This window comes from Legionella maceachernii (assembly GCF_900167045.1).
Lineage (GTDB): Bacteria > Pseudomonadota > Gammaproteobacteria > Legionellales > Legionellaceae > Tatlockia > Tatlockia maceachernii.
This window is the reverse complement of record NZ_FUXJ01000011.1, coordinates 12,904-32,238: the sequence shown is the minus strand read 5'-3', so window position 1 is coordinate 32,238 and position 19,335 is coordinate 12,904. Positions and strand designations below refer to the sequence as shown.

The following is a 19,335-nucleotide window of genomic DNA, read 5'->3' as shown; positions in this document are numbered from 1 at the left end:
TTAAACTGCAATCGGTGCCTTAATGGTTGGGTGGGATTGGTAATTGATAAACTCAAAATCCTCATACCGATATTCAAACAGTGAAGCAGGCTTGCGGCCTATAATCAGCTGTGGCAGCGGAAATGGGGTACGCTGTAATTGTGTACGCGCTTGTTCTAAATGATTTAAGTACAGATGGCAATCCCCACCCGTCCAAATAAAATCACCAACCTCCAGATCGCATTGCTGCGCCACCAAATGGGTCAGCAAAGCATAGGAAGCAATATTAAACGGTACACCTAAAAAAACATCCGCAGAACGTTGATATAATTGGCAAGAAAGGCGATTTTTAGCGACATAGAATTGAAATAAAGCATGGCACGGCATTAAGGCCATCTTATCGAGTTCCCCCACATTCCAAGCACTCACGAGCAACCGTCTTGAATCAGGATTGGTTTTAATTTGCTGCAACACTTCTGATAATTGATCAATAACTCGCCCATCCGCAGCAGGCCAAGCCCGCCATTGTTGTCCGTAGACAGGACCTAAGTCGCCTTTGCTATCAGCCCACTCGTCCCAGATGGTTACTCCATTCTCGTTTAAGTAGGCAATATTTGTATCGCCTCTTAGAAACCATAACAACTCGTGAATAATGCTGCGCGTATGGAGCTTCTTCGTGGTAACCAACGGGAAACCTTCGGCGAGATTAAAGCGCATTTGATAGCCAAAAATGGAAAGGGTGCCTGTTCCAGTTCGATCGGTTTTTTCCACACCGTGTTCTAAAATATGTTCGAGAAGCTGTAGATACGTTTTCATCGTTTATTACCCCAATTTAATCCCCATAAGCCAATTAATAGCATTGGGATAGACAGCAGTTGCCCCATGGTAAGCCAATCAAATGCAATATAGCCCAATTGTACATCGGGTTCCCGGAAGCATTCAGCAATTAAGCGGCAAATCGCATACCCCACTAAGAACATCGCCGAAACTCGACCAACCGGACGTGGTTTCGATGCATACCACCACAAGAAAACAAATAAAATGATCCCTTCCAAACCCAATTCATACAATTGCGAAGGGTGACGTGGTTGGCCATCGGAATGAGGAAAAACAATTGCCCAAGGCACATCAGTAACTCGCCCCCACAACTCGCCATTAATAAAGTTACCCAGCCTTCCTGCTCCTAATCCTAAAGGGACAAGTGGTGCTAAAAAATCAGTGACTTGCAAAAACGGTTTTTTAACTTTGCGCGAGAATAGCCACATCGCAACGGCCACGCCGAGTAATCCGCCATGAAAGGACATCCCGCCTTCCCATAATTTAAATACGGTCCAAGGTTGAGTAAAAAATTGATAGGTATTATAAAACAGCATGTAGCCTAATCGCCCACCAATAATAACCCCTAAAGCCCCATAAAAAATCAAATCGCCAATCTGCTCAGAAGTCCAATTCAATTGATAATGTTTAGCTCGCCATTGTGCTAAACCCCAACCGCCAATAAAGCCCACCAAATACATAAGCCCATACCAATGGACTTTAATGGGCCCAAGTGAAAAAGCAACCGGATCAATTTGCGGAAATGCTAACATGGATATATCCTAAAAAAGTCCTCTTAAAATGAGTAGGTCAATCGCCGTTGCAATCAATAATGCAATAAAACCATACTTCAATTGCTTAACCGGAATAATATAAGTTAATTTTGCACCGAGAGGAGCAAAAAAACTACTGGGAATTGCAATGCCCAAAACCGCTGGCCAGTAAACAAACCCACTACTGTACATCGGGAGTCCAGGCTCGTTGGCTCCTGTAATGATAAAAACAACCGTTCCTACTGCCGCCACAGTCAGTGTCGATAAGGCAGAAATAGGCGCAATTTTTTTTATATCTAAATTGCAATAGCTCAGATAGGGCACGGTTAAAGCCCCACCGCCTACCCCCAGTAAACCGGCAATCCCGCCTATTACAAAATTAATTAACCCATTTATCCAAGCAGGAGGAAAATGGTAGGGCTTAATTTCTTTCTTATTCATATCAGCAAGCATTTTAATGGATACAAACAGCAAGAAAAAACCAAATAGCATTCTAAGCCAAAACGTCGATAACTTATGGGAAATTAAAGCACCACTGATGGCCCCCATGACGATTCCTGGCCACAAACGCCTATACACACTCCACAAAATGACACCTTGCTTATAATGCGTGCGTATAGAAGATTGCGAAGTAAAAAGCATCACCGCTAAAGAAGTACCGGCAGCCATTTGCATGACCAATTCATGAGGAAAATTAGCCTTATGATTAAAAATAAAAGCCAATGCAGGGACCACAACAATGCCCCCGCCTATTCCCATAACACCCGAGACTAGGCCTGCTATAATGCCTGCTACAATATAGAGGCTACCATGCAATAGCATTTCAACAATGTTCACGCTTGTAATAAACGGATCTCCTAATATTATGAGGAAAAACCCTTTGTCATCTCTTGGCAATAACTCCCACAATGAGATCCTTCGCTTCGCTCAGGACGACAACACCACCGTCATCCTGAGCGAAGCGAAGGACCTCCCGACTCTTGGCAGTAGCCCCATCCAGGAGATCCCTCACTACGTTCGGGACGACAATAACACTGTCATCCTGAGCGAAGCGAAGGACCTCCCCACTCTTGGCAGTAATTTCATCAAGGAGATCCCTCACTACGTTCGGGACGACAATAACACTGTCATCCTGAGCAACGCGAGGAACCTACCCGCGGCCAGCGCGAATTAAGCTGCCTAGGCCTTCCTCTTCCAATGCTTTTTGCAAAAGCATTCTGATTTCAGCAGGGTGCTCAAGTTCAAGGACATCGGCAAGCACTTTGCGCGCATGCGCCAAGGTGATATTACGAATAACCCATTTAATACGAGGCAAACTAGTGGAGTTCATGCTTAATGTATCAAAACCCATCGCGAGCAATAACATCACTGCTAAAGGATCAGATGCCATTTCGCCGCAAATACTGACCTCCACACCTGCCGCATGCCCACCTTCAACCACTTTCATGAGCGTACGCAGCATAGCAGGGTGGAATGAATCATAAATACCAGCAACACGCGCATTGTTTCGATCAACAGCAAGCAAATATTGGGTCAAATCGTTGCTTCCTACGGACAAAAAATCAACCCGTTTTGCCAACTCTTTTGCGAGGTACACCGCTGCAGGCACTTCGACCATAACACCTAATTTGGGTTTTTCAATCAAGCAACCCTCTTCTAATAATTCTTCAAATGCTTGCTCTACTAAAAATACGGCTTCTTCCACTTCACTTAAATTAGTAACCATAGGCAACATGATGCGCAAATTATTTAATTCTTCACTCGCACGCATCATTGCCCGAACTTGCATTAAAAATACATCGGGATGATCCAGCGTAACCCGGATACCACGCCAACCTAAATAAGGGTTATCTTCTGAAACAGGGAAATAAGGAAGAATCTTATCCCCACCGATATCCAGCGTGCGCATAGTGACGTATCGGGGCGCGAATGCCTTGAGAATTTGACGATAAATAATGTATTGCTCATCTTCTGAAGGAAAACGATCTCGACTCATGAAAGGCACTTCCGAGCGGTATAAACCCACGCCCTCAGCGCCGACGCTCATTGACAACCCAGCATCCATTGCGAGTCCTGTGTTGACTTGCAAAGAAACGCGGTAGTTATCCAGTGTTTCAGCCGGCTTATCGCGTAAACTCACTAAGCTTTGAGTCAGCTCCTGTTCTTCCCGGGCTAATTTTTTGAACTCCGAAAAGATAGCTCGGGATGGAGAAACATACACATGGCCAAAATAACCATCAACGACAACAGCACGTCGCGACAAATGCTCAACCTTAAGCCCTCGAACTCCCATCACAGTAGGTACGCCCAGGGCACGTGCTAAAATGGCCACATGCGAATTATTCGCCCCCTTTGCCGACACCACACCCACTAATTGACCCTCGGGGACTTCAGCTAATGCAGAGGCAGTGATCTCTTCCCCTATCAAGACCGTACGACGAGGGTAAGCAATTTCCTCACGTTGTGCGCGCTGTAATTCAGCAAGTACTCTGCGACCGAGATCGCGAAAATCACTCGCTCGCTCACGTAGATAATCATCTTCCATGCTTTCGAATTGCTGCACGTGTTTTTTAATGACTGCCGATAGCGCCGCTTGGGCACTGATTTGTTCTTCACGGATAACCTGTTCGACCTCAGCACCCAAACTGTCTTTATCTAAAATACGCAAATAAACATCAAATAAAGCATGCTCATCTTCAGCAACAGTCGCTTTCATACGCCTGCTTAAGCGTTGCATATCCTCGCGCGCCGCTTGTAACGCTTCGTAAAATGTTACAACCTCCTCTTCAACGCCATCCACAGAATGACGAGGAACAGAATCAATATCCGCGGCTGGATAAACCACCACCGCGGTTCCAATACCAATGCCCGGCACTGAACCAACGCCTGTTAATGCAACAGAGGCGGCCTCGCCTTTAGCAGTGCCGGTGAGAACCGGTTGAGTTAACTGTGCTAACTCGCCGGTCGCTTCGGCATGCGCAATAACACCACCCAATTGTGCGGCCAAAGTAATCAGAAACGCTTCTTCTGCATCATCAAAGCAGCGGTTTTCTGCACGTTGAACAGTCAAAACCCCATAGAGCTTCCGGTGTTGAATAATCGGTACGCCTAAAAAGGAGAGCAGGTGTTCTTCGCCAAGCAAGGGATTGTGATGAAAATCAGGGTGAGAAGGCGCGTCTTCGATATTAATGGGCTCTTCGCGTCGCCCTACTAAGCCAATAAGACCGCTATCTAACCCCACACGCACTCTGGACTCAGCCTGCTGATTCAAACCATCGGTTGCAATCAATACATATTCAGCATGTTTATTGTCGATAAGAAAAACAGAAACGGCGTCAGCATCAACTGCTTTGCGAACACGCTGCACCAAAATAGAGAGTGCTTCAGTTAAATGACTTGCTGTAGTGACATCCTGGACGATTCGTTTCAGTATTTTTAACATTATCGACTATGATTACCTCGCCTACGTCGTGCACCAAAAGGAGTGCGGCGTTTCTTTAACAGATACTCTAATTCTTTCATCGCTTGCGCATAAACTTGACGTTTGAAAAAAATTACTTGCTCGGGAGGCTCGTGATAATCGATCCAGCGCCAGCTGTCGAACTCTGGCGAATCGCTTAAGTCCAAACGTACTTTTTGCTCACAAGTGATTAATTTTAGTAAATACCATTTTTGTTTTTGACCAATCACTAAGGGTTCACTACCATGACGAAGATACTGCTTAGGCAAACGATATTTCAACCAGCGTTTTGTAACACCGAGCACCTCTACATCTTCCCTATCTAAACCGACTTCTTCACGTAGCTCTCGATACATCGCTTCTAGCGCTGTTTCACCAGTGGCCAAGCCACCCTGGGGAAATTGCCAAGCATCATGGCCATTACGTCTTCCCCAAAACACTCGACCGGATGAGTTGGTAAGAATTATACCAACGTTCAACCGGTATCCGGCACGATCAATCACCATTTTTCACTGCTTACACTAAACCGTTAATACCTTGATTTTTCCATAAAGTGGAAGAGGTTGGCAAATAAATCTGTGCTTTTTAGTCGTTTTATCTTGAAAAATTGACATAAACCTGCACTCCAACTTATTTTGCTTCTCTTTTCCTAGAATAACCACAAAATTAAATCCGATTTATACCCGTAACTCTTTTATCATTTATGCGAAAAATCATCATGTTAAATAATTATATTCTAAATTGCTAACAAACATTCTTGCTCAATGCGTAAAGGGACTGCAAAAGATTGCTTTCACAGCGTATAATCGTCGCAAAAATTGAAATTTTTTTATGAAAAAACGCATCCTCATTCTTAACACTGGCGGCACAATCAGTTCTATCAAAACCAGTCACGGCTATGAACCCGCATTAGGGTACGTCCAAACCGCGCTCGCACAAATTCCTGCGTTAAAACACTCGGAAATGCCCAATTACGTGATCAAAGAATATCAACCGTTACTTGATTCTTCGAATATGACAGTCAGTGACTGGAATCGCATTGCCAGTGACATTAACGCGGAATACAACCATTTTGACGGCTTCGTGATTTTTCATGGCACAGATACTATGGCCTATACCGCCTCCGCTTTATCATTCATGCTGGAAAACCTATCTAAACCCGTCATTGTCACCGGCTCGCAAATTCCCTTATCTGAAGTGCGAAACGATGCGATGGACAATGTGATCACGTCATTATGGCTTTGCGCGCATCAACCTATTAATGAAGTCTGCATTTACTTCAATCAGCAATTGTTACGCGGGAACAGGACACAAAAAATCAGCTCTGAGCGCTTCAATGCGTTTGACTCCCCGAATTTTCCTCATTTAGCGACAGTTGGCATTAGTATTGAGCTTCATAAAGAGCTTTTACTACCGTCACCTCAACAACCGTTTCATTTACAGATGATTAGTCCACAATTCATCGCGAACTTTCGCTTGTTTCCTGGGTTCGCAACTAAAGTATTAGATTACATCCTACAGCAACCACTGCGCGGATTAGTGCTTGAAACCTATGGTAGTGGGAATGCACAAAATAATGATCCACACTTTTTAAATATTCTGCAGGATGCTTGTGAGCGCGGTGTTGTGATTGTCAATTGCAGCCAATGTCAGCAAGGAAAGGTCGAAATGGGTCAATATGCTACTGGTTATACGCTGAAACGAGCTGGTTTAATCAGTGGCCATGACATGACACCTGAGGCTGCCCATTGCAAATTGCTGTATTTATTCAGTAAAAACTTAGATAGTGAGCAGGTTAAGCTGCTGATGGAAAAAAACTTATGTGGTGAGTTAAGCCCGTCATCCTGAGCATAAGGAATATGGTCAATCAAAAAATATTGGGTTATATCAAGAAAAATCGTTATTGCACTACTCCTTTTGTCGCAATTTTTTTATCATATCTATTCATGATTTGATTAGCAACCTACATACAATTTGTTTATTTCAGCATCTATTAATTAAAAAGATGCGCTAACTTTAGGAAATAATAACACTCATGTCACTGCAAATAGTTATTTTAGCTGCCGGTCAAGGCAAACGAATGTATTCCGATACCCCCAAGGTACTGCATTGTTTAGCAGGCAAACCCATGCTGCAATGGGTCATCGAGACGGCGCAACAGTTAAATCCAGACGCGATTCATGTGGTTTATGGTCATGGGGGAGAAGCGATCAAATCAGCCCTCGCTAATTCATCCGTGAATTGGGTTTTGCAAACGGAACAATTGGGGACTGGCCACGCCGTAAAACAAGCACTCACGCATATTCCTGACCAATCTCAAGTTTTAGTGCTTTCAGGCGATGTGCCATTAATCCGCTCTGAAACCTTGCGCGCGCTTGTCAAAGCCAGTCTTTCCCATGAGAAAAAACCGATTCCGCTCAGTTTACTCGTCGCGATGCTCGATAATCCGACTGGGCTTGGACGCATTGTACGTGATGGCTCCGGGGCCATTCGCGCGATTGTTGAAGAAAAAGATGCAACAGTTGATCAGAAGCGCATCAACGAAATTTACAGCGGCATTTGCTGCGTATCAGCAGCAGACTTAGCACGATGGTTACCTCAATTGAATGCTCATAATGCTCAAGGTGAATATTATCTCACCGATATTATTGCGATGGCAGTGGCTGAGAATTTGCCGATCACCTCAATGCAAGCCACGGATCTCTTAGAAATCCAAGGGGTCAACAATCGACTGCAGCTCCAACAGCTCGAGCGCGTCTGGCAAAAGCGAGTTGCAGAGCAATTGATGCTCTCTGGGGTAAGTATCAGTGATGCAAACCGCCTGGACGTGCGTGGCGAACTTCAATGCGGTCCAGATGTATTCATTGACGTCAATGTGATATGCAATGGCCATGTACGTCTAGGAAAAGGCTGTCGAATTGGTCCACATTGCGTCCTAACAAATGTCACCTTAGGTGAAAATTGTGAAATTTTTGCTAACTCAGTGTTAGAAGATTGCGTACTGGATAACAATTGTCATGTGGGTCCTTTTGCACGCTTAAGACCCGGTACTCAACTTGCCGCCGATTGTAAAATTGGTAATTTCGTGGAAACCAAAAACGCTGTGCTGGCGGAAGGGACTAAGGCGAGTCATTTAAGCTATCTTGGCGATGTCACGATAGGAAAAGAAGTCAATATCGGTGCAGGAACAATTACCTGTAACTACGACGGCGCAAATAAACATCAAACCGTCATCGAAGATGGTGTATTTGTCGGTTCGGATACGCAATTTGTGGCGCCTGTACGCATCGGTGCTAATGCAACCATTGGTGCTGGAAGCACAATCCGTAAAGATGTTCCTCCAGGGGAACTCACCTTGACAGTCAGCAAGCAAAAAACAATTTTTGGCTGGAAAAGACCTGTTAAAAAGGAGAAAAAAGAATAACCGCTGAACAAGAGCAGGAACGTTGGGTCGAGGCCCAACTAGTTGTTCACTCAATAAGTTACGTTATCTTTAAGCGTCGACTGTAATATTTTTTGTTCACTACAACGCTTACACAACCATACCACAAGGGGTAAACTGACTACTGTTGCAATGATTTTGTAAGTCCAGGAGCTCATTGCCAAACTAAAAATTTGATCGTAGGAGTAAACCCCACCGTATAAAAGCGTGTAGTTAACCAAGCACAGAAGAGAAGAGGCGATCACGTTAGCAATCAAGATCCGTGTGCTTCGGTTAAGGTTAAGGCCAGTGTACTTCAAATTTTCAAGCAACATGGCATTGCCAACAAAGGTAACAAATAGAGCCAAGGTTCCTGCAGGGATCCGGCGCGGCAGGATATAAGAGTAAAAAGGGTTTAAATTAAAAAATTCCGGTGCAGGTAACGCTACGGCGCCCATTAACAGCAAATCAAACGTTAATTCAGTTAGCATAAGGACGACTGCTAACCGTAAATTTGCTCTGTAACCAAACAATTCGCCAATTAGATTACTTGCTACAATGGTTAAAGGGAATAATAGCCCACTTGCCCCTAAGGTATATCCTTCCGGTAAGGAAACTAAACGATACTCGCAAGCAAGGCAAATCAATAAGATAGTGACTGAAAAACTGACAAGATAATGGTACATAGGCACTGATAAATAGGCAGGCAACGCATTTTTTTTCAACACGATTTTGACAGGTTTTAATATGAACTGCGCGGATAAATGCACCACCCCAAAACCTAATAAGATCCCACCACTGATGATTAAGGAATCAATGTAAATCTGTTGAAACTGTTGAATCAGAGGATGAGAAAAAAGCAACAAAAAATTAAAGCTAAAAAAAGCATACCCTCCTAGTACCGCCAATAGAAGGCGTCCTTTGGGTGAGATCAATATGACTGTTTTGCGGGCACAACAAAATAAATGCGGCAGATAAAAACTGATTGCAAAAGCAATCGTCGATGCAAAAAATTTTTTAGGAATGGCTTCAAAAACAATCTGATAAGTAGGATTGTCGTGCATATTTTCAGCAGCAGGTAAATTGACCAGTAGGTAAATACCTATCGAAAAAAGGTATAACGCAAGTAAGCACTGGTTAAGTATATGCCGCTGTTGCACGATGCTGCATTCTCTTAAAACCATTAAATAAAGGATAGCAACTAATGGGCAGAGCACACTGCTTGCAGTGAACATAAGTCCATGCAGTTCAATAATTTTAAATGAAACATTAATCAACAAGATAAGGCATGTCATCATACTCACTGTAAGTGACAAATAACTTCGTTTCGATAATCCAATTGAAAAGGCAGCCATTTTAAGTTGTACTCGTCTTGCAACCCAAAGATTACCCCTTGGCAGAATTTGAAAAAATGACCAGGAATATAGCATTTTTATTTTTATTTTGGCAAATATTCTTCACTAAACTAGCCTATCTTTACACTGGAGATTATAATTTGAATAAAAATAGGACAAGGACTGTTTATGACTCCGTTTAAAAAAAAATCTTCAGCCAAAGCCGGATTGCTGCCAGGTACTGCCGTTTACGTGGGCGAAAACCCTCCTGTAGCCACTCAAGTATCGGTTCACATTTATGACGCTAAAAGTTATAAAAAGCTTAAAACTTTTCAGCCTGAGCTTGTTCGTCAGGCTTTAGCGAACAAGCAACACGTTTGGATTGATGTTTACGGCCTTGCTAATACCGAACAAATTACTCGCCTGTGTGCCGAATTTGCTATTCACCCCTTAATCATTGAAGACATCTTAAACACTCGTCAACGATCTAAATTAGATGATCTTGAGGATTGTCTCTTTATTATTTTCAAAATGCTTGATACGCCAACACACAATCTTACCTATAATATCGAGCAATTTAGTATGGTATTGAAAGAAAATCTTTTGCTTAGCTTTCGCGAATCCAATCGATGTGATTTTACGCCGCTTGAGAAACGCCTAAAAGCAAAAGAACCCATTATTAGAGAACAAAGTAGCGAATACCTTGGTTATATGATTATGGATTGCATCATTGATAATTATTTTAATTTTGTTGAAGAATGCGAACAAATCCTTGAAAAGATGGAAAACCTATTAATAAAAAATCCCGCAGCGATTAATTTGACAAACTTATACACCATGAAAAGGCGAACCATGACATTGCGCAAAGTGATAGCACCTCTCAATGATATTGTTCATATTCTTGTTATCGAGCAAAAGCATTTACTTGATGTGAAGTACATTCTTTATTATCGCGATTTATTTGACCATACTGCCCGTTTACTCGAATCCATTGATCTGCAACGTGAAACAATCAACGGCATTCTAGAAATGTATCTCTCTACCCTCAACACACGGATGAACGAAACAATGAAAATTCTGACCGTCTTCGCCAGTCTTTTTATTCCCTTAACGTTCATTGCTGGCATTTACGGGATGAATTTCGTCTACATGCCAGAACTAAAATGGCGCTATTCTTACCCTGCTATTCTTTTTATTATGTTAATTCTAGCCATGCTTATGTTTTATTACTTTAAGCGTAAGCGCTTATTGTAATAGTGGTTTCATCAAAGTCCATTTGATTAATCGAGTAACTCCCAGGGATATCCCAGCAGGGCTCTTTATGCTAAAACAAATCATGAAATAAGATGAGCTCTTTCATCTTAGCAACTTTCCATTGCTCAATGCGCCTTTTCATGTCAAAATGCGATCTATTTGCAATTTAGATTACCGATATGATAAAAAATATAACGTTTGCTGCTTTAATTTCCCTTTATTCAACGAGCTGGGCAGCAACTTATGTCAATTTGCACCAAGCGCCTATAAGTCAACTGAAGCCATTCTCTTTTTCGCATCAAGCAACGATGTCCGTTGGCTCCTCCGTGAGTATGAATAAGTTAAAACCTATGAGTCGCACACGGCAAGATAAGGTTGTCATAACACGCTATCAGCAACTCTATAAAGGGATTCCTATTGTTGGCGCCCAGGTTACCGTGAGCGCAAATCCAAATCGTCGCGGGTTAATGGGTGAGCAAGTGAACGGCCATTTATTTGATGACATTCAGCTCAATACCAATCCGGCATTTAGTTCGCAACACGCTATTCAATTAGCGAAAAACCACTATTTTAATCAAGCTAACCCAACCAATTCTAGTAATGAAAAAAGCGAGCTGCAGATTAGGGTAACTCAAGATAATCAATTGCAATTAACTTATTTGGTTTCTTTTAAAAGCTTATCGAATGATAAACCTGTTTGGCCTTTCTTCATCATTAATGCACAAACAGGTGAGGTCATGAAGCAATGGAACAATATCCAATACTATTCTGACATCGGTCCTGGAGGGAATGAAAAAGTTCATGAGTACTGGTATGGAAAGGATGATTTACCTAGTCTAGAAGTCACTCAACAAGATCAAACTTGTATTCTTGCTGATGAGAAAGTGACACTAGTTAATCTCAATTCTGAGTGGGATTGGCCAGGGTTTATTCGCACCCCTTATCGATATTCTTGCAATAATAATATCGAAGATTTTGTCAATGGGGCGTATTCGGCGGGTAATGACGCCTATTTTTTTGGTCATATGATTGTTGGTTTATTTAAAGAGTGGTATGGACTTAATGCCTTGCAAGACGATGATGGAAACCCTCAAAAACTCATTATGCGCGTGCATTTTGGCTCTGCTTTTGACAATGCTTTCTGGGATGGTGCCACCATGTCTTTTGGGGATGGCTCCTATTTTTACCCCTTAGTATCCTTGGATGTTGCAGGCCATGAAGTAGCACACGGGTTTACTCAGCAACACGCGAATCTTGAATACCATGATGAGCCTGGCGCTCTGAATGAATCATTTTCCGATATGGCTGCTCAAGCTTCTCGTGCGTATCTCTTAGAAAAATTCCCCAAATTATACAATAAGGTTTATCTCATTCCGAATGAAGTCACTTGGGCCATTGGTGAAACATTAATCCCCCCCTCATTGCCCATCAAAGCGATTCGCTTTTTAGATTTGCCCTCGTTAGATGGGAATTCAGCGGATTGTGTGGATAAAACAATGGCCCGAACCCAACGTAGCATTTGCACGGTCAGCTATCCTGAGCTTTTAGGCTTGGCCGAATCAAAATATCCGGACAATGAACTCGAAAAACAAAGCTTTTTGGTGCATACCGCCAGTGGTGTATTTAATAGGGCTTTCTACCTTATGTCCAGACAACTGGGGATTAAAACCGCTTTCCACGTCATGGTGGTCGCTAACTCCAAATATTGGACACCTACAACCGGTTTTACTGACGGTGCTTGCGGCGTCACTTATGCAGCTAAAGATTTAAATGTAAACCCTGAGCCTATTGAAACTGCCTTTAAAAAAGTGGGTATCGATACCACTCATTGTATTTAACAAACGGATAATTTCATGAAAAAACAATTGATTTTAATTCACTTAAGTTTAGCGTTAGCTTCGTCGAGCTTTGCTGCAATTCCGTTATTTCCTAAATTGTTTCAAGAGAAACAGCCAAATCGTCAGCAAAGTCTGCGCTCACACGATGGATATGCTGATTTTTCAGGTCATTGGACCGGTGTGTGTGATAATGACCCTGAGGAAAAAATCTCCCTCACCATTGAGCAAAGTTCAGATTTTTCATCAATCACCTTTGATAATGAACAAATGCCTATTGATACTATTTCAGCTTACAGTACTCAAGGCAACTTTGTTGTGGATAAAAATATTGCCCATCTCCATTGGAGCGGCGATGGCCAGCAACTTTTGGGCTCTCTGCTTGCTTACCGTAAAGAAGGCAATTTGGCCCTTGATGGCATCGAAGTGGGTGTGGGCAAATTCAGCTGGTCTCTCGAAAATGATCAATTACACTACAGTATCGCTCTTTCCTTCTTCAAAGATGGCACATTAACGAATACTACATCTTACCATTGCGTTTACAATAAAGCATCGATAGACACGTAACCTTTGTCATCCAGACATGGTGAGGGATCTTCTTAATGGGATTATTGCCAACGGTGGATTGTCATCCTGAGCGAAGCGAAGGACCTCCTTGGTGGGGTTACTAATGCCAAGAGTCGGGAGGTCCTTCGCTTTGCTCAGGATGACAGTGGTATTGTCGTCCCGAACGTAGTGAGGGATCTCCTTGGTGGGGTTATTACCAAGAGTCGGGAGGTCCTTCGCTTTGCTCAGGATGATAGTGGTATTGTCGTCCCGAACGTAGTGAGGGATCTCCTGGATGGAGTTACTGCCAAGAGTTGGGAGGTCCTTCGCTTTGCTCAGGATGACACTCAGCCGTTTTATCCGGGTACTCACACAAATCACGAATCAAGCACTCAGGGCAGCGTGGTTTACGAGCGGTGCACACATAACGGCCATGTAGAATCAACCAGTGATGCGCATCGTCGATAAACTCATTATCGATGTTTTTAAGCAGTGCCTGCTCCACGGCTAAAGGAGTCTTCCCTTTGGCAATACCGATTCGGTTCGCTACACGAAAAAGATGGGTATCCACAGCAATAGTAGGCTCCCCAAAAGCGGTATTGAGCACCACATTCGCTGTTTTGCGTCCAACACCAGGTAAAGCTTCCAGCGCCTCCCGGTAGTGAGGAACTTCTCCGCCGTGCTGCATGATCAACATTTGGCATGTCTTTATCACATTGTGCGCTTTACTGTTAAAAAGCCCGATGGTTTTGATGTATTTCTTAAGCTGCTCTTCACCTAAATCCAATATCGCTTGCGGTGTATTGGCTACAGGAAAAAGTTTAGCGGTCGCTTTATTGACACTAACATCGGTCGCTTGCGCCGATAACATCACCGCAATCAATAACTCAAAAGGAGTGCTGTAATTCAATTCGGTGGTGGGTTTGGGATTACGTGCTTTAAAGCGTTCAAAAATGGCCCGGCGTTTTTGTTTATTCATGGTTATTGGTCTTTTTCGCTTGCACGCGTGCAAGCGCTTGCAAAATATAATCCTGCTTGGCTTTCGCGTCCAACATTTCGTCGGTCGTCTTCAGAGCCAATTGTCGCTTTTCTCGATAAGCGTGTTGTTTTTCTTGCTCTTCGCGTAATAAGCGGGCTTGTCTTGCATTAAAACGTTGTCTGGCAAGATCTTTATCGTAATGAAATTCAGGAATAGGCACTAACTCGATGCAATCGACAGGGCAAGGTTCGACACAAAGCCCACACCCGGTACACTCGGTGGTGATGACAGCGTGCATAAGCTTACCACTGCCAACGATGGCATCGACTGGACAGGCTTGAATGCATTTAGTGCAACCAATACACTCCGCTTCACGGATGTGTGCCAACGCAGGAGGACGTGTGTTTGCTTGTGCGACTGGGAGATAAGGTTCAGCGTCTATGCCTAATAGCTCGGCAAGTGCTTTCACAGTTTTGACCCCACCAGGAGGACATCGATCGATAGGCGCTTTATCTTGCGCGATGGCCTCCGCATAAGGCAAACACCCCGCGTAACCACATTCTGTGCATTGCGTCTGAGGAAGCAGTGCATCGATGGCTTTAACGGACTTCATTGTTCACTCTCCACGGCTTGTCCTCTCCATTCCGCGGACAAGCCGTTTGAAATAGGAAAAGAGGACGTAAGGCATTGACTCACTAAAATCATTATTTAACCTTCATCCCCGGCTGAGCACCACTGTCCGGTTGCAGCAGAAAAATACCTTTGCCATCACCCGCCGCTAAGACCATGCCTTCCGATACCCCAAAACGCATGGTTCTTGGCTCTAAATTAGCCACCATTACGGTTAAACGGCCTACTAACTCCGCAGGCTGATAAGCGGATTTAATGCCTGCAAAAACCTGTTTTTGTTTTTCACCTAAATCCAGTTGTAACCGCAATAATTTATCAGCACCCTCTACGGCCTCAGCAGCAACAATGCGGGCAACGCGTAAATCAATTTTACTGAACTCTTCGATGCTAATGGTATTTTCAGTAGCAGCTACTGCTTTTTTATCGTCGGTTGTACTCATTAATGATTCCTTCGTGTGCAAAAGCATCGCGTCGATTTTTTCTCGTTCAACGCGTGTCATTAAGGGGGTAAATGGGTTGATATCATGATTAAGCAAAGGCTTATCAATACTGTCCCAAGTTAAAGGAGTACAATTTAAAAACTGCTCCGCAGAAGCAGCCATCGTAGGGACTACTGGTTTTAAGTAGGTGATTAATATGCGGAATAGATTTAACCCCATTGTACAAATCGCCTGTACTTCAGCTAATCGTGATTCTTCTTTTGCCAACACCCAAGGCTTATTGGCGTCGATGTACTGATTCACTCGATCAGCACAATCCATGATTTGACGAATAGCTCGTGCGTAATCGCGTTGGACAAAAGCTTCGATAATTTCACTGCGTGCAGCCACTAATTCCTGGTATAACTGAGGTTCTGCAAGCTCTCCACTCAATTGATTAGCAAAACGCTTATTGATAAATCCAGCACAACGACTGGCAATGTTGACCACTTTGCCGACTAAATCGGCATTCACGCGATTGATAAAATCATCGAAATTTAAATCGAGATCATCCACTCGGCCATTTAATTTCGCAGCGAAATAATAGCGTAAATACTCAGGGTCTAAATAGTTAAGGTAGGTACGTGCTTCAATAAATGTCCCACGTGATTTTGACATCTTCTGCCCATCAACCGTGAGAAACCCGTGAGTAAACACAGCAGTAGGCAGCCGATGACCACTCCCTGCTAAAATAGCGGGCCAAAATAACGCGTGGAAATACACAATGTCTTTGCCGACAAAATGATAAAGTTCAGTTTTTGCGTCTTTACCCCAAAACTCATCAAACGACAGCCCTTGCTCATTACAATACTTTTTAAAGCTTGCCATGTAACCGATAGGCGCATCGAGCCACACATAAAAATATTTGTTCTCCGTGCCAGGTATTTTAAAACCAAAATAGGGGGCATCACGCGAAATATCCCATTGTTTTAAACCCGCAGCGAACCACTCATCCAACTTGTTCGCCACCTCCGTTTGCAGATGGCCTTTGCGCGTCCATTCTTTTAATAAGGACTCATAATGGGGGAGATCAAAGAAATAATGCTCTGAATCCTTTTCAATGGGCTTCGCACCAGAGATAGCAGAGACCGCATCAATTAAATCAGTAGGAGAATACGTGGCTCCGCACGACTCACAGTTATCGCCATATTGATCCGCTGCCCCGCATTTCGGACAAGTTCCTTTCACATAACGATCAGGCAAAAACATTTCTTTTACCGGGTCGTAGGCTTGGCGAATCGTTTTTTTAACAATGACCCCAGCGCTTTGTAGGTGTTCGTAAATCATTGTAGCCAAGCTTTGGTTTTCAGGCGAATGTGTGGTGTGATAACAATCATAATGAATCGCAAACGCGTTAAAATCGTGTTCATGACTTTGCTGCATCTTTTTGGTTAGCGCTTCTGGACTCAATCCGAGTTGCTCTGCCTTCAACATAATTGGCGTGCCATGCGCATCATCCCCACACACACTGATGCATTGGTGCCCCAGCATAGTATGGGTACGCACCCAAATGTCGGTTTGCACGTGTTCAACCAAATGCCCCAAATGCAAATGGCCATTCGCATACGGGAGCGCGCTAGTTACCAGCATTTTACGTACTTTTGTCATACCATTTTGCTCATTGCAATAAAAGGAAGATTATAACGTATAGGAAATAGGAATGCTTGTTTTGATGTACAGAAAAGAGCAAAACGCCCCCTTTTAAAATGGGCATAAAAAACGCGGCAGAAGCCGCGTTAAAAAGAGTTCAAACACATTAGTGTAGTTGAGGTTGATCACTAGTACTAGCAGTATCCAATAAATCCTGATTGCCATGAGATACAGTAGCACCTGGTTGTCCAGATTGGTGTGGATTACTAAAAGTTCCGAACATAGTGTCCACAGTTGATCCGTCACGACGGTCAAATTGCTCCTGCTCCCCGCGCGTTGGCATGGAAAAAACTCTAGCAGTAGGCTCTTGCGAACGAGGTGCTCCCTGCATTAAAGCACGCACTACAAAGCCGGCAGCATGATCAACACGGACGCCTAGTCTTTGCTCTTCTTCGTTGATGTGCTGGTGAACAACTTCCATAGCTCCATCAAGTTTCTTTTGAACTTGGTGCTTAACTATCTCTTTGACTTCCTCTTTAACTATCTGCTTAAGCTCCTCTTTGGTAGCGGGCTCAGTAGAAGGTGTTGGACCACGGAAGAAGTTAGCTGAGTGCTTTAAGAAGTTCCAAGTACCTTGTAAAAGGTTAGCCGTACCGTAAAGAACTCCACCAGCAATCATTGTTCCAACAGCAGCAAAGGCACCAAGCACAGCAGCAGCGGCTGGAAGGCTTAATGTGCTAAGCCATGCTAAAGGAGCAACCGTACCAATAGTAGGTAAAGCGACAGTGAAAGCAGCCGCACTAGCTACGATAGCAGGCCAGAAGAAGATGATACCAGCAGTAAGAGCAGCACCACCAACAATTGCAAGCGCAGTTATAGCAATAGCGTATTTGTGGTCTTTGATGAACTGACCAATGGCTTGAGCTGCACCAACGATTGCGCCCCCGACTTTGCCAGCGGCTGAAGCGATAATACCCTTATTGCTTCTTTTTGGCTTCTTCGTTTCTCCGGAAAGCAAATCGGGAGTATCAAAGTCCACAAATTCGTTTGAGCTTCCCATTTTACTTGTTGAATCAACAACAGTCTTATCTCTAGGTCTTGATTGCATGTTTACTCCTAAGGTTAAAAATCGAAACGGATCATAACAAGCCTTTCACAAAATGTGAATCAAAAATGCTCAATATGTTGTAACATAATTGTAAAGTGCATGTTTTTTAACAATAAAATTTATGCTCAAAAAGAATAAATTTTGCCCATATTAAACATAAATTGTTGGATCCTTGAAGCCAGCAGCCCTAAAACCTTGTTTACGAATGCAACAACTGTCGCATCGACCACAGGCTTTCCCGCTTTCAGTGGCCTGATAGCAGGAGACCGTTAAAGCATAATCTACATTTAATCGATTGCCAATACGAACAGCTTCTGCTTTCGATAAATGCAAAAGGGGGGCATGAAGACGAAAAGCATCCCCCTCCACGCCAGCTTTGGTAGCCAAATTAGCAAGGGTTTGAAATGCAGCGATAAATTCGGGCCGACAATCAGGGTAATGAGAGTAGTCAACAGCGCTCACGCCAATGAAAATATCTCGTGCACCAATAGTCTCCGCATACCCTAATGCATAAGATAAAAAAATCGTGTTGCGTGCGGGCACATAAGTGACAGGGATTTCTGAGCTTCCCGTGTAATCTGGAACCTGGATGGATTCATCGGTCAACGCCGAACCGCCAAGTTGACCTATATCCAAAGCAATAATGCGATGATCGGCCACAGCAAAATGTTGAGCCACGCGCCGAGCGGCAGCCAGTTCGGCTGAATGTCGCTGCCCGTAGGCAAAGCTAAGTGCGTAACAAGCAAAGCCTTCTTTGTGCGCTATCGCTAAACAAGTGGTGGAATCTAAGCCCCCAGATAGTAAGACAACTGCTTTTTTCATTTCATTTCGACAAATTGAATCCAGTTGCTTAGTTTAACCCTTTTATCTTGAACCACCAAATTGAAAAATCGAATAGTACTCATTTAGATGCGCCTCCTCTACGACATCGCCTTAGCCGAGACGCCACTGAGAAGAAGTGAGTTCGTCTTATTGGGCAAACATAGAGAAATTATTCGAAAAAATTTAATTTCCTGCTTCTCGGACTATCCTTTGATTTTTAACCCTAATTTTCAGTAAATAAGTTAACAATTCCGTAAATTCTTGCCCTGGCAACTTGTCCAATGAATAACTAATATGGTATAAAAGAGA

16 protein-coding genes are annotated in these 19,335 nt (G+C 43.4%); 5 read left to right on the top strand and 11 right to left on the bottom strand.

Annotated elements, in window-relative coordinates; all coding sequences use genetic code 11:
- From thyA to B5D33_RS10330, 5 genes are all read right to left on the bottom strand, one after another.
- Window positions 1–795, bottom strand: coding sequence for a thymidylate synthase (thyA, locus tag B5D33_RS10355; protein WP_058452269.1), 795 nt, complete (start codon window positions 793–795; stop codon window positions 1–3).
- On the bottom strand, window positions 792–1,568 hold the full coding sequence (gene lgt, locus B5D33_RS10350; RefSeq protein ID WP_058452270.1) for a prolipoprotein diacylglyceryl transferase: 777 nt from the start codon (window positions 1,566–1,568) through the stop codon (window positions 792–794). Before lgt ends, thyA begins: the two co-directional genes overlap by 4 nt.
- Before the next feature lie 9 nt (window positions 1,569–1,577).
- Complete coding sequence (locus tag B5D33_RS10345) at window positions 1,578–2,477, bottom strand: sulfite exporter TauE/SafE family protein (RefSeq protein ID WP_234802493.1); 900 nt, start codon at window positions 2,475–2,477, stop codon at window positions 1,578–1,580.
- Window positions 2,478–2,718: 241 nt separating this feature from the next.
- Window positions 2,719–5,010 carry a phosphoenolpyruvate--protein phosphotransferase gene (gene ptsP, locus B5D33_RS10335; protein WP_058452273.1) on the bottom strand — a complete coding sequence of 764 codons (2,292 nt, stop codon included), beginning with the start codon at window positions 5,008–5,010 and terminating at the stop codon, window positions 2,719–2,721.
- Entirely contained in the window at window positions 5,010–5,534 is a 525-nt protein-coding gene (locus B5D33_RS10330; protein ID WP_058452274.1) for an RNA pyrophosphohydrolase, read from the bottom strand. Before B5D33_RS10330 ends, ptsP begins: the two co-directional genes overlap by 1 nt.
- A gap of 325 nt (window positions 5,535–5,859) precedes the next feature.
- Between B5D33_RS10330 and ansA the strand changes: the two genes are divergently transcribed.
- Window positions 5,860–6,876, top strand: a complete 1,017-nt coding sequence (ansA, locus tag B5D33_RS10325; protein WP_058452275.1) for an asparaginase — start codon at window positions 5,860–5,862, stop codon at window positions 6,874–6,876.
- 187 nt (window positions 6,877–7,063) lie between these two features.
- Window positions 7,064–8,452 (top strand): bifunctional UDP-N-acetylglucosamine diphosphorylase/glucosamine-1-phosphate N-acetyltransferase GlmU, encoded by a 1,389-nt coding sequence (glmU, locus tag B5D33_RS10320; protein WP_058452276.1) that lies wholly within the window; start codon window positions 7,064–7,066, stop codon window positions 8,450–8,452.
- 50 nt (window positions 8,453–8,502) lie between these two features.
- Here glmU and B5D33_RS10315 read toward each other — a convergent pair whose 3' ends face one another.
- Window positions 8,503–9,804, bottom strand: coding sequence for a VUT family protein (locus B5D33_RS10315; protein ID WP_058452277.1), 1,302 nt, complete (start codon window positions 9,802–9,804; stop codon window positions 8,503–8,505).
- Window positions 9,805–9,972: 168 nt separating this feature from the next.
- Between B5D33_RS10315 and corA the strand changes: the two genes are divergently transcribed.
- The 3 genes from corA (at window position 9,973) to B5D33_RS10300 (ending at window position 13,439) form a co-directional block, all read left to right on the top strand.
- Complete coding sequence (gene corA / locus B5D33_RS10310; RefSeq protein ID WP_058452278.1) at window positions 9,973–11,037, top strand: magnesium/cobalt transporter CorA; 1,065 nt, start codon at window positions 9,973–9,975, stop codon at window positions 11,035–11,037.
- 179 nt (window positions 11,038–11,216) lie between these two features.
- Window positions 11,217–12,875, top strand: a complete 1,659-nt coding sequence (locus B5D33_RS10305; RefSeq protein WP_058452279.1) for a M4 family metallopeptidase — start codon at window positions 11,217–11,219, stop codon at window positions 12,873–12,875.
- A gap of 15 nt (window positions 12,876–12,890) precedes the next feature.
- Window positions 12,891–13,439, top strand: coding sequence for a hypothetical protein (locus B5D33_RS10300; RefSeq protein ID WP_058452280.1), 549 nt, complete (start codon window positions 12,891–12,893; stop codon window positions 13,437–13,439).
- Window positions 13,440–13,719: 280 nt separating this feature from the next.
- Here the strand turns inward: B5D33_RS10300 and nth are convergent, their stop codons facing one another.
- The 5 genes from nth to queC form a co-directional block, all read right to left on the bottom strand.
- Window positions 13,720–14,397 (bottom strand): endonuclease III, encoded by a 678-nt coding sequence (gene nth / locus B5D33_RS10295; protein ID WP_058452281.1) that lies wholly within the window; start codon window positions 14,395–14,397, stop codon window positions 13,720–13,722.
- Window positions 14,390–15,010: an RnfABCDGE type electron transport complex subunit B gene (locus B5D33_RS10290; RefSeq protein WP_058452282.1), complete on the bottom strand. Its 621-nt coding sequence runs from the start codon at window positions 15,008–15,010 to the stop codon at window positions 14,390–14,392. The genes nth and B5D33_RS10290 overlap by 8 nt, the downstream gene beginning before the upstream one ends.
- A gap of 91 nt (window positions 15,011–15,101) precedes the next feature.
- A complete protein-coding gene (metG, locus tag B5D33_RS10285) occupies window positions 15,102–17,114 on the bottom strand; it encodes a methionine--tRNA ligase (RefSeq protein WP_058452283.1) in 2,013 nt (670 codons plus the stop codon).
- A 148-nt stretch (window positions 17,115–17,262) separates the two neighbouring features.
- Complete coding sequence (locus tag B5D33_RS10280; protein WP_133140932.1) at window positions 17,263–18,156, bottom strand: APC family permease; 894 nt, start codon at window positions 18,154–18,156, stop codon at window positions 17,263–17,265.
- A 198-nt stretch (window positions 18,157–18,354) separates the two neighbouring features.
- The gene (gene queC, locus B5D33_RS10275; RefSeq protein WP_058452285.1) at window positions 18,355–19,026 is read right to left on the bottom strand and encodes a 7-cyano-7-deazaguanine synthase QueC; all 672 of its coding nucleotides are present in this window, start codon (window positions 19,024–19,026) and stop codon (window positions 18,355–18,357) included.
- Window positions 19,027–19,335 lie beyond the last annotated feature (309 nt).

Excerpts from the sequence above, each read along its gene's own strand:
- thyA (WP_058452269.1), bottom strand. The coding sequence starts at position 795 with ATGAAAACGTATCTACAGCTTCTCGAACATATTTTAGAACACGGTGTG.
- lgt (WP_058452270.1), bottom strand. The coding sequence starts at position 1,568 with ATGTTAGCATTTCCGCAAATTGATCCGGTTGCTTTTTCACTTGGGCCC.
- ptsP (WP_058452273.1), bottom strand. The coding sequence starts at position 5,010 with ATGTTAAAAATACTGAAACGAATCGTCCAGGATGTCACTACAGCAAGT.
- B5D33_RS10330 (WP_058452274.1), bottom strand. The coding sequence starts at position 5,534 with ATGGTGATTGATCGTGCCGGATACCGGTTGAACGTTGGTATAATTCTT.
- ansA (WP_058452275.1), top strand. The coding sequence starts at position 5,860 with ATGAAAAAACGCATCCTCATTCTTAACACTGGCGGCACAATCAGTTCT.
- glmU (WP_058452276.1), top strand. The coding sequence starts at position 7,064 with ATGTCACTGCAAATAGTTATTTTAGCTGCCGGTCAAGGCAAACGAATG.
- B5D33_RS10315 (WP_058452277.1), bottom strand. The coding sequence starts at position 9,804 with ATGGCTGCCTTTTCAATTGGATTATCGAAACGAAGTTATTTGTCACTT.
- corA (WP_058452278.1), top strand. The coding sequence starts at position 9,973 with ATGACTCCGTTTAAAAAAAAATCTTCAGCCAAAGCCGGATTGCTGCCA.
- B5D33_RS10305 (WP_058452279.1), top strand. The coding sequence starts at position 11,217 with ATGATAAAAAATATAACGTTTGCTGCTTTAATTTCCCTTTATTCAACG.
- B5D33_RS10300 (WP_058452280.1), top strand. The coding sequence starts at position 12,891 with ATGAAAAAACAATTGATTTTAATTCACTTAAGTTTAGCGTTAGCTTCG.
- nth (WP_058452281.1), bottom strand. The coding sequence starts at position 14,397 with ATGAATAAACAAAAACGCCGGGCCATTTTTGAACGCTTTAAAGCACGT.
- B5D33_RS10290 (WP_058452282.1), bottom strand. The coding sequence starts at position 15,010 with ATGAAGTCCGTTAAAGCCATCGATGCACTGCTTCCTCAGACGCAATGC.
- metG (WP_058452283.1), bottom strand. The coding sequence starts at position 17,114 with ATGACAAAAGTACGTAAAATGCTGGTAACTAGCGCGCTCCCGTATGCG.
- B5D33_RS10280 (WP_133140932.1), bottom strand. The coding sequence starts at position 18,156 with ATGGGAAGCTCAAACGAATTTGTGGACTTTGATACTCCCGATTTGCTT.
- queC (WP_058452285.1), bottom strand. The coding sequence starts at position 19,026 with ATGAAAAAAGCAGTTGTCTTACTATCTGGGGGCTTAGATTCCACCACT.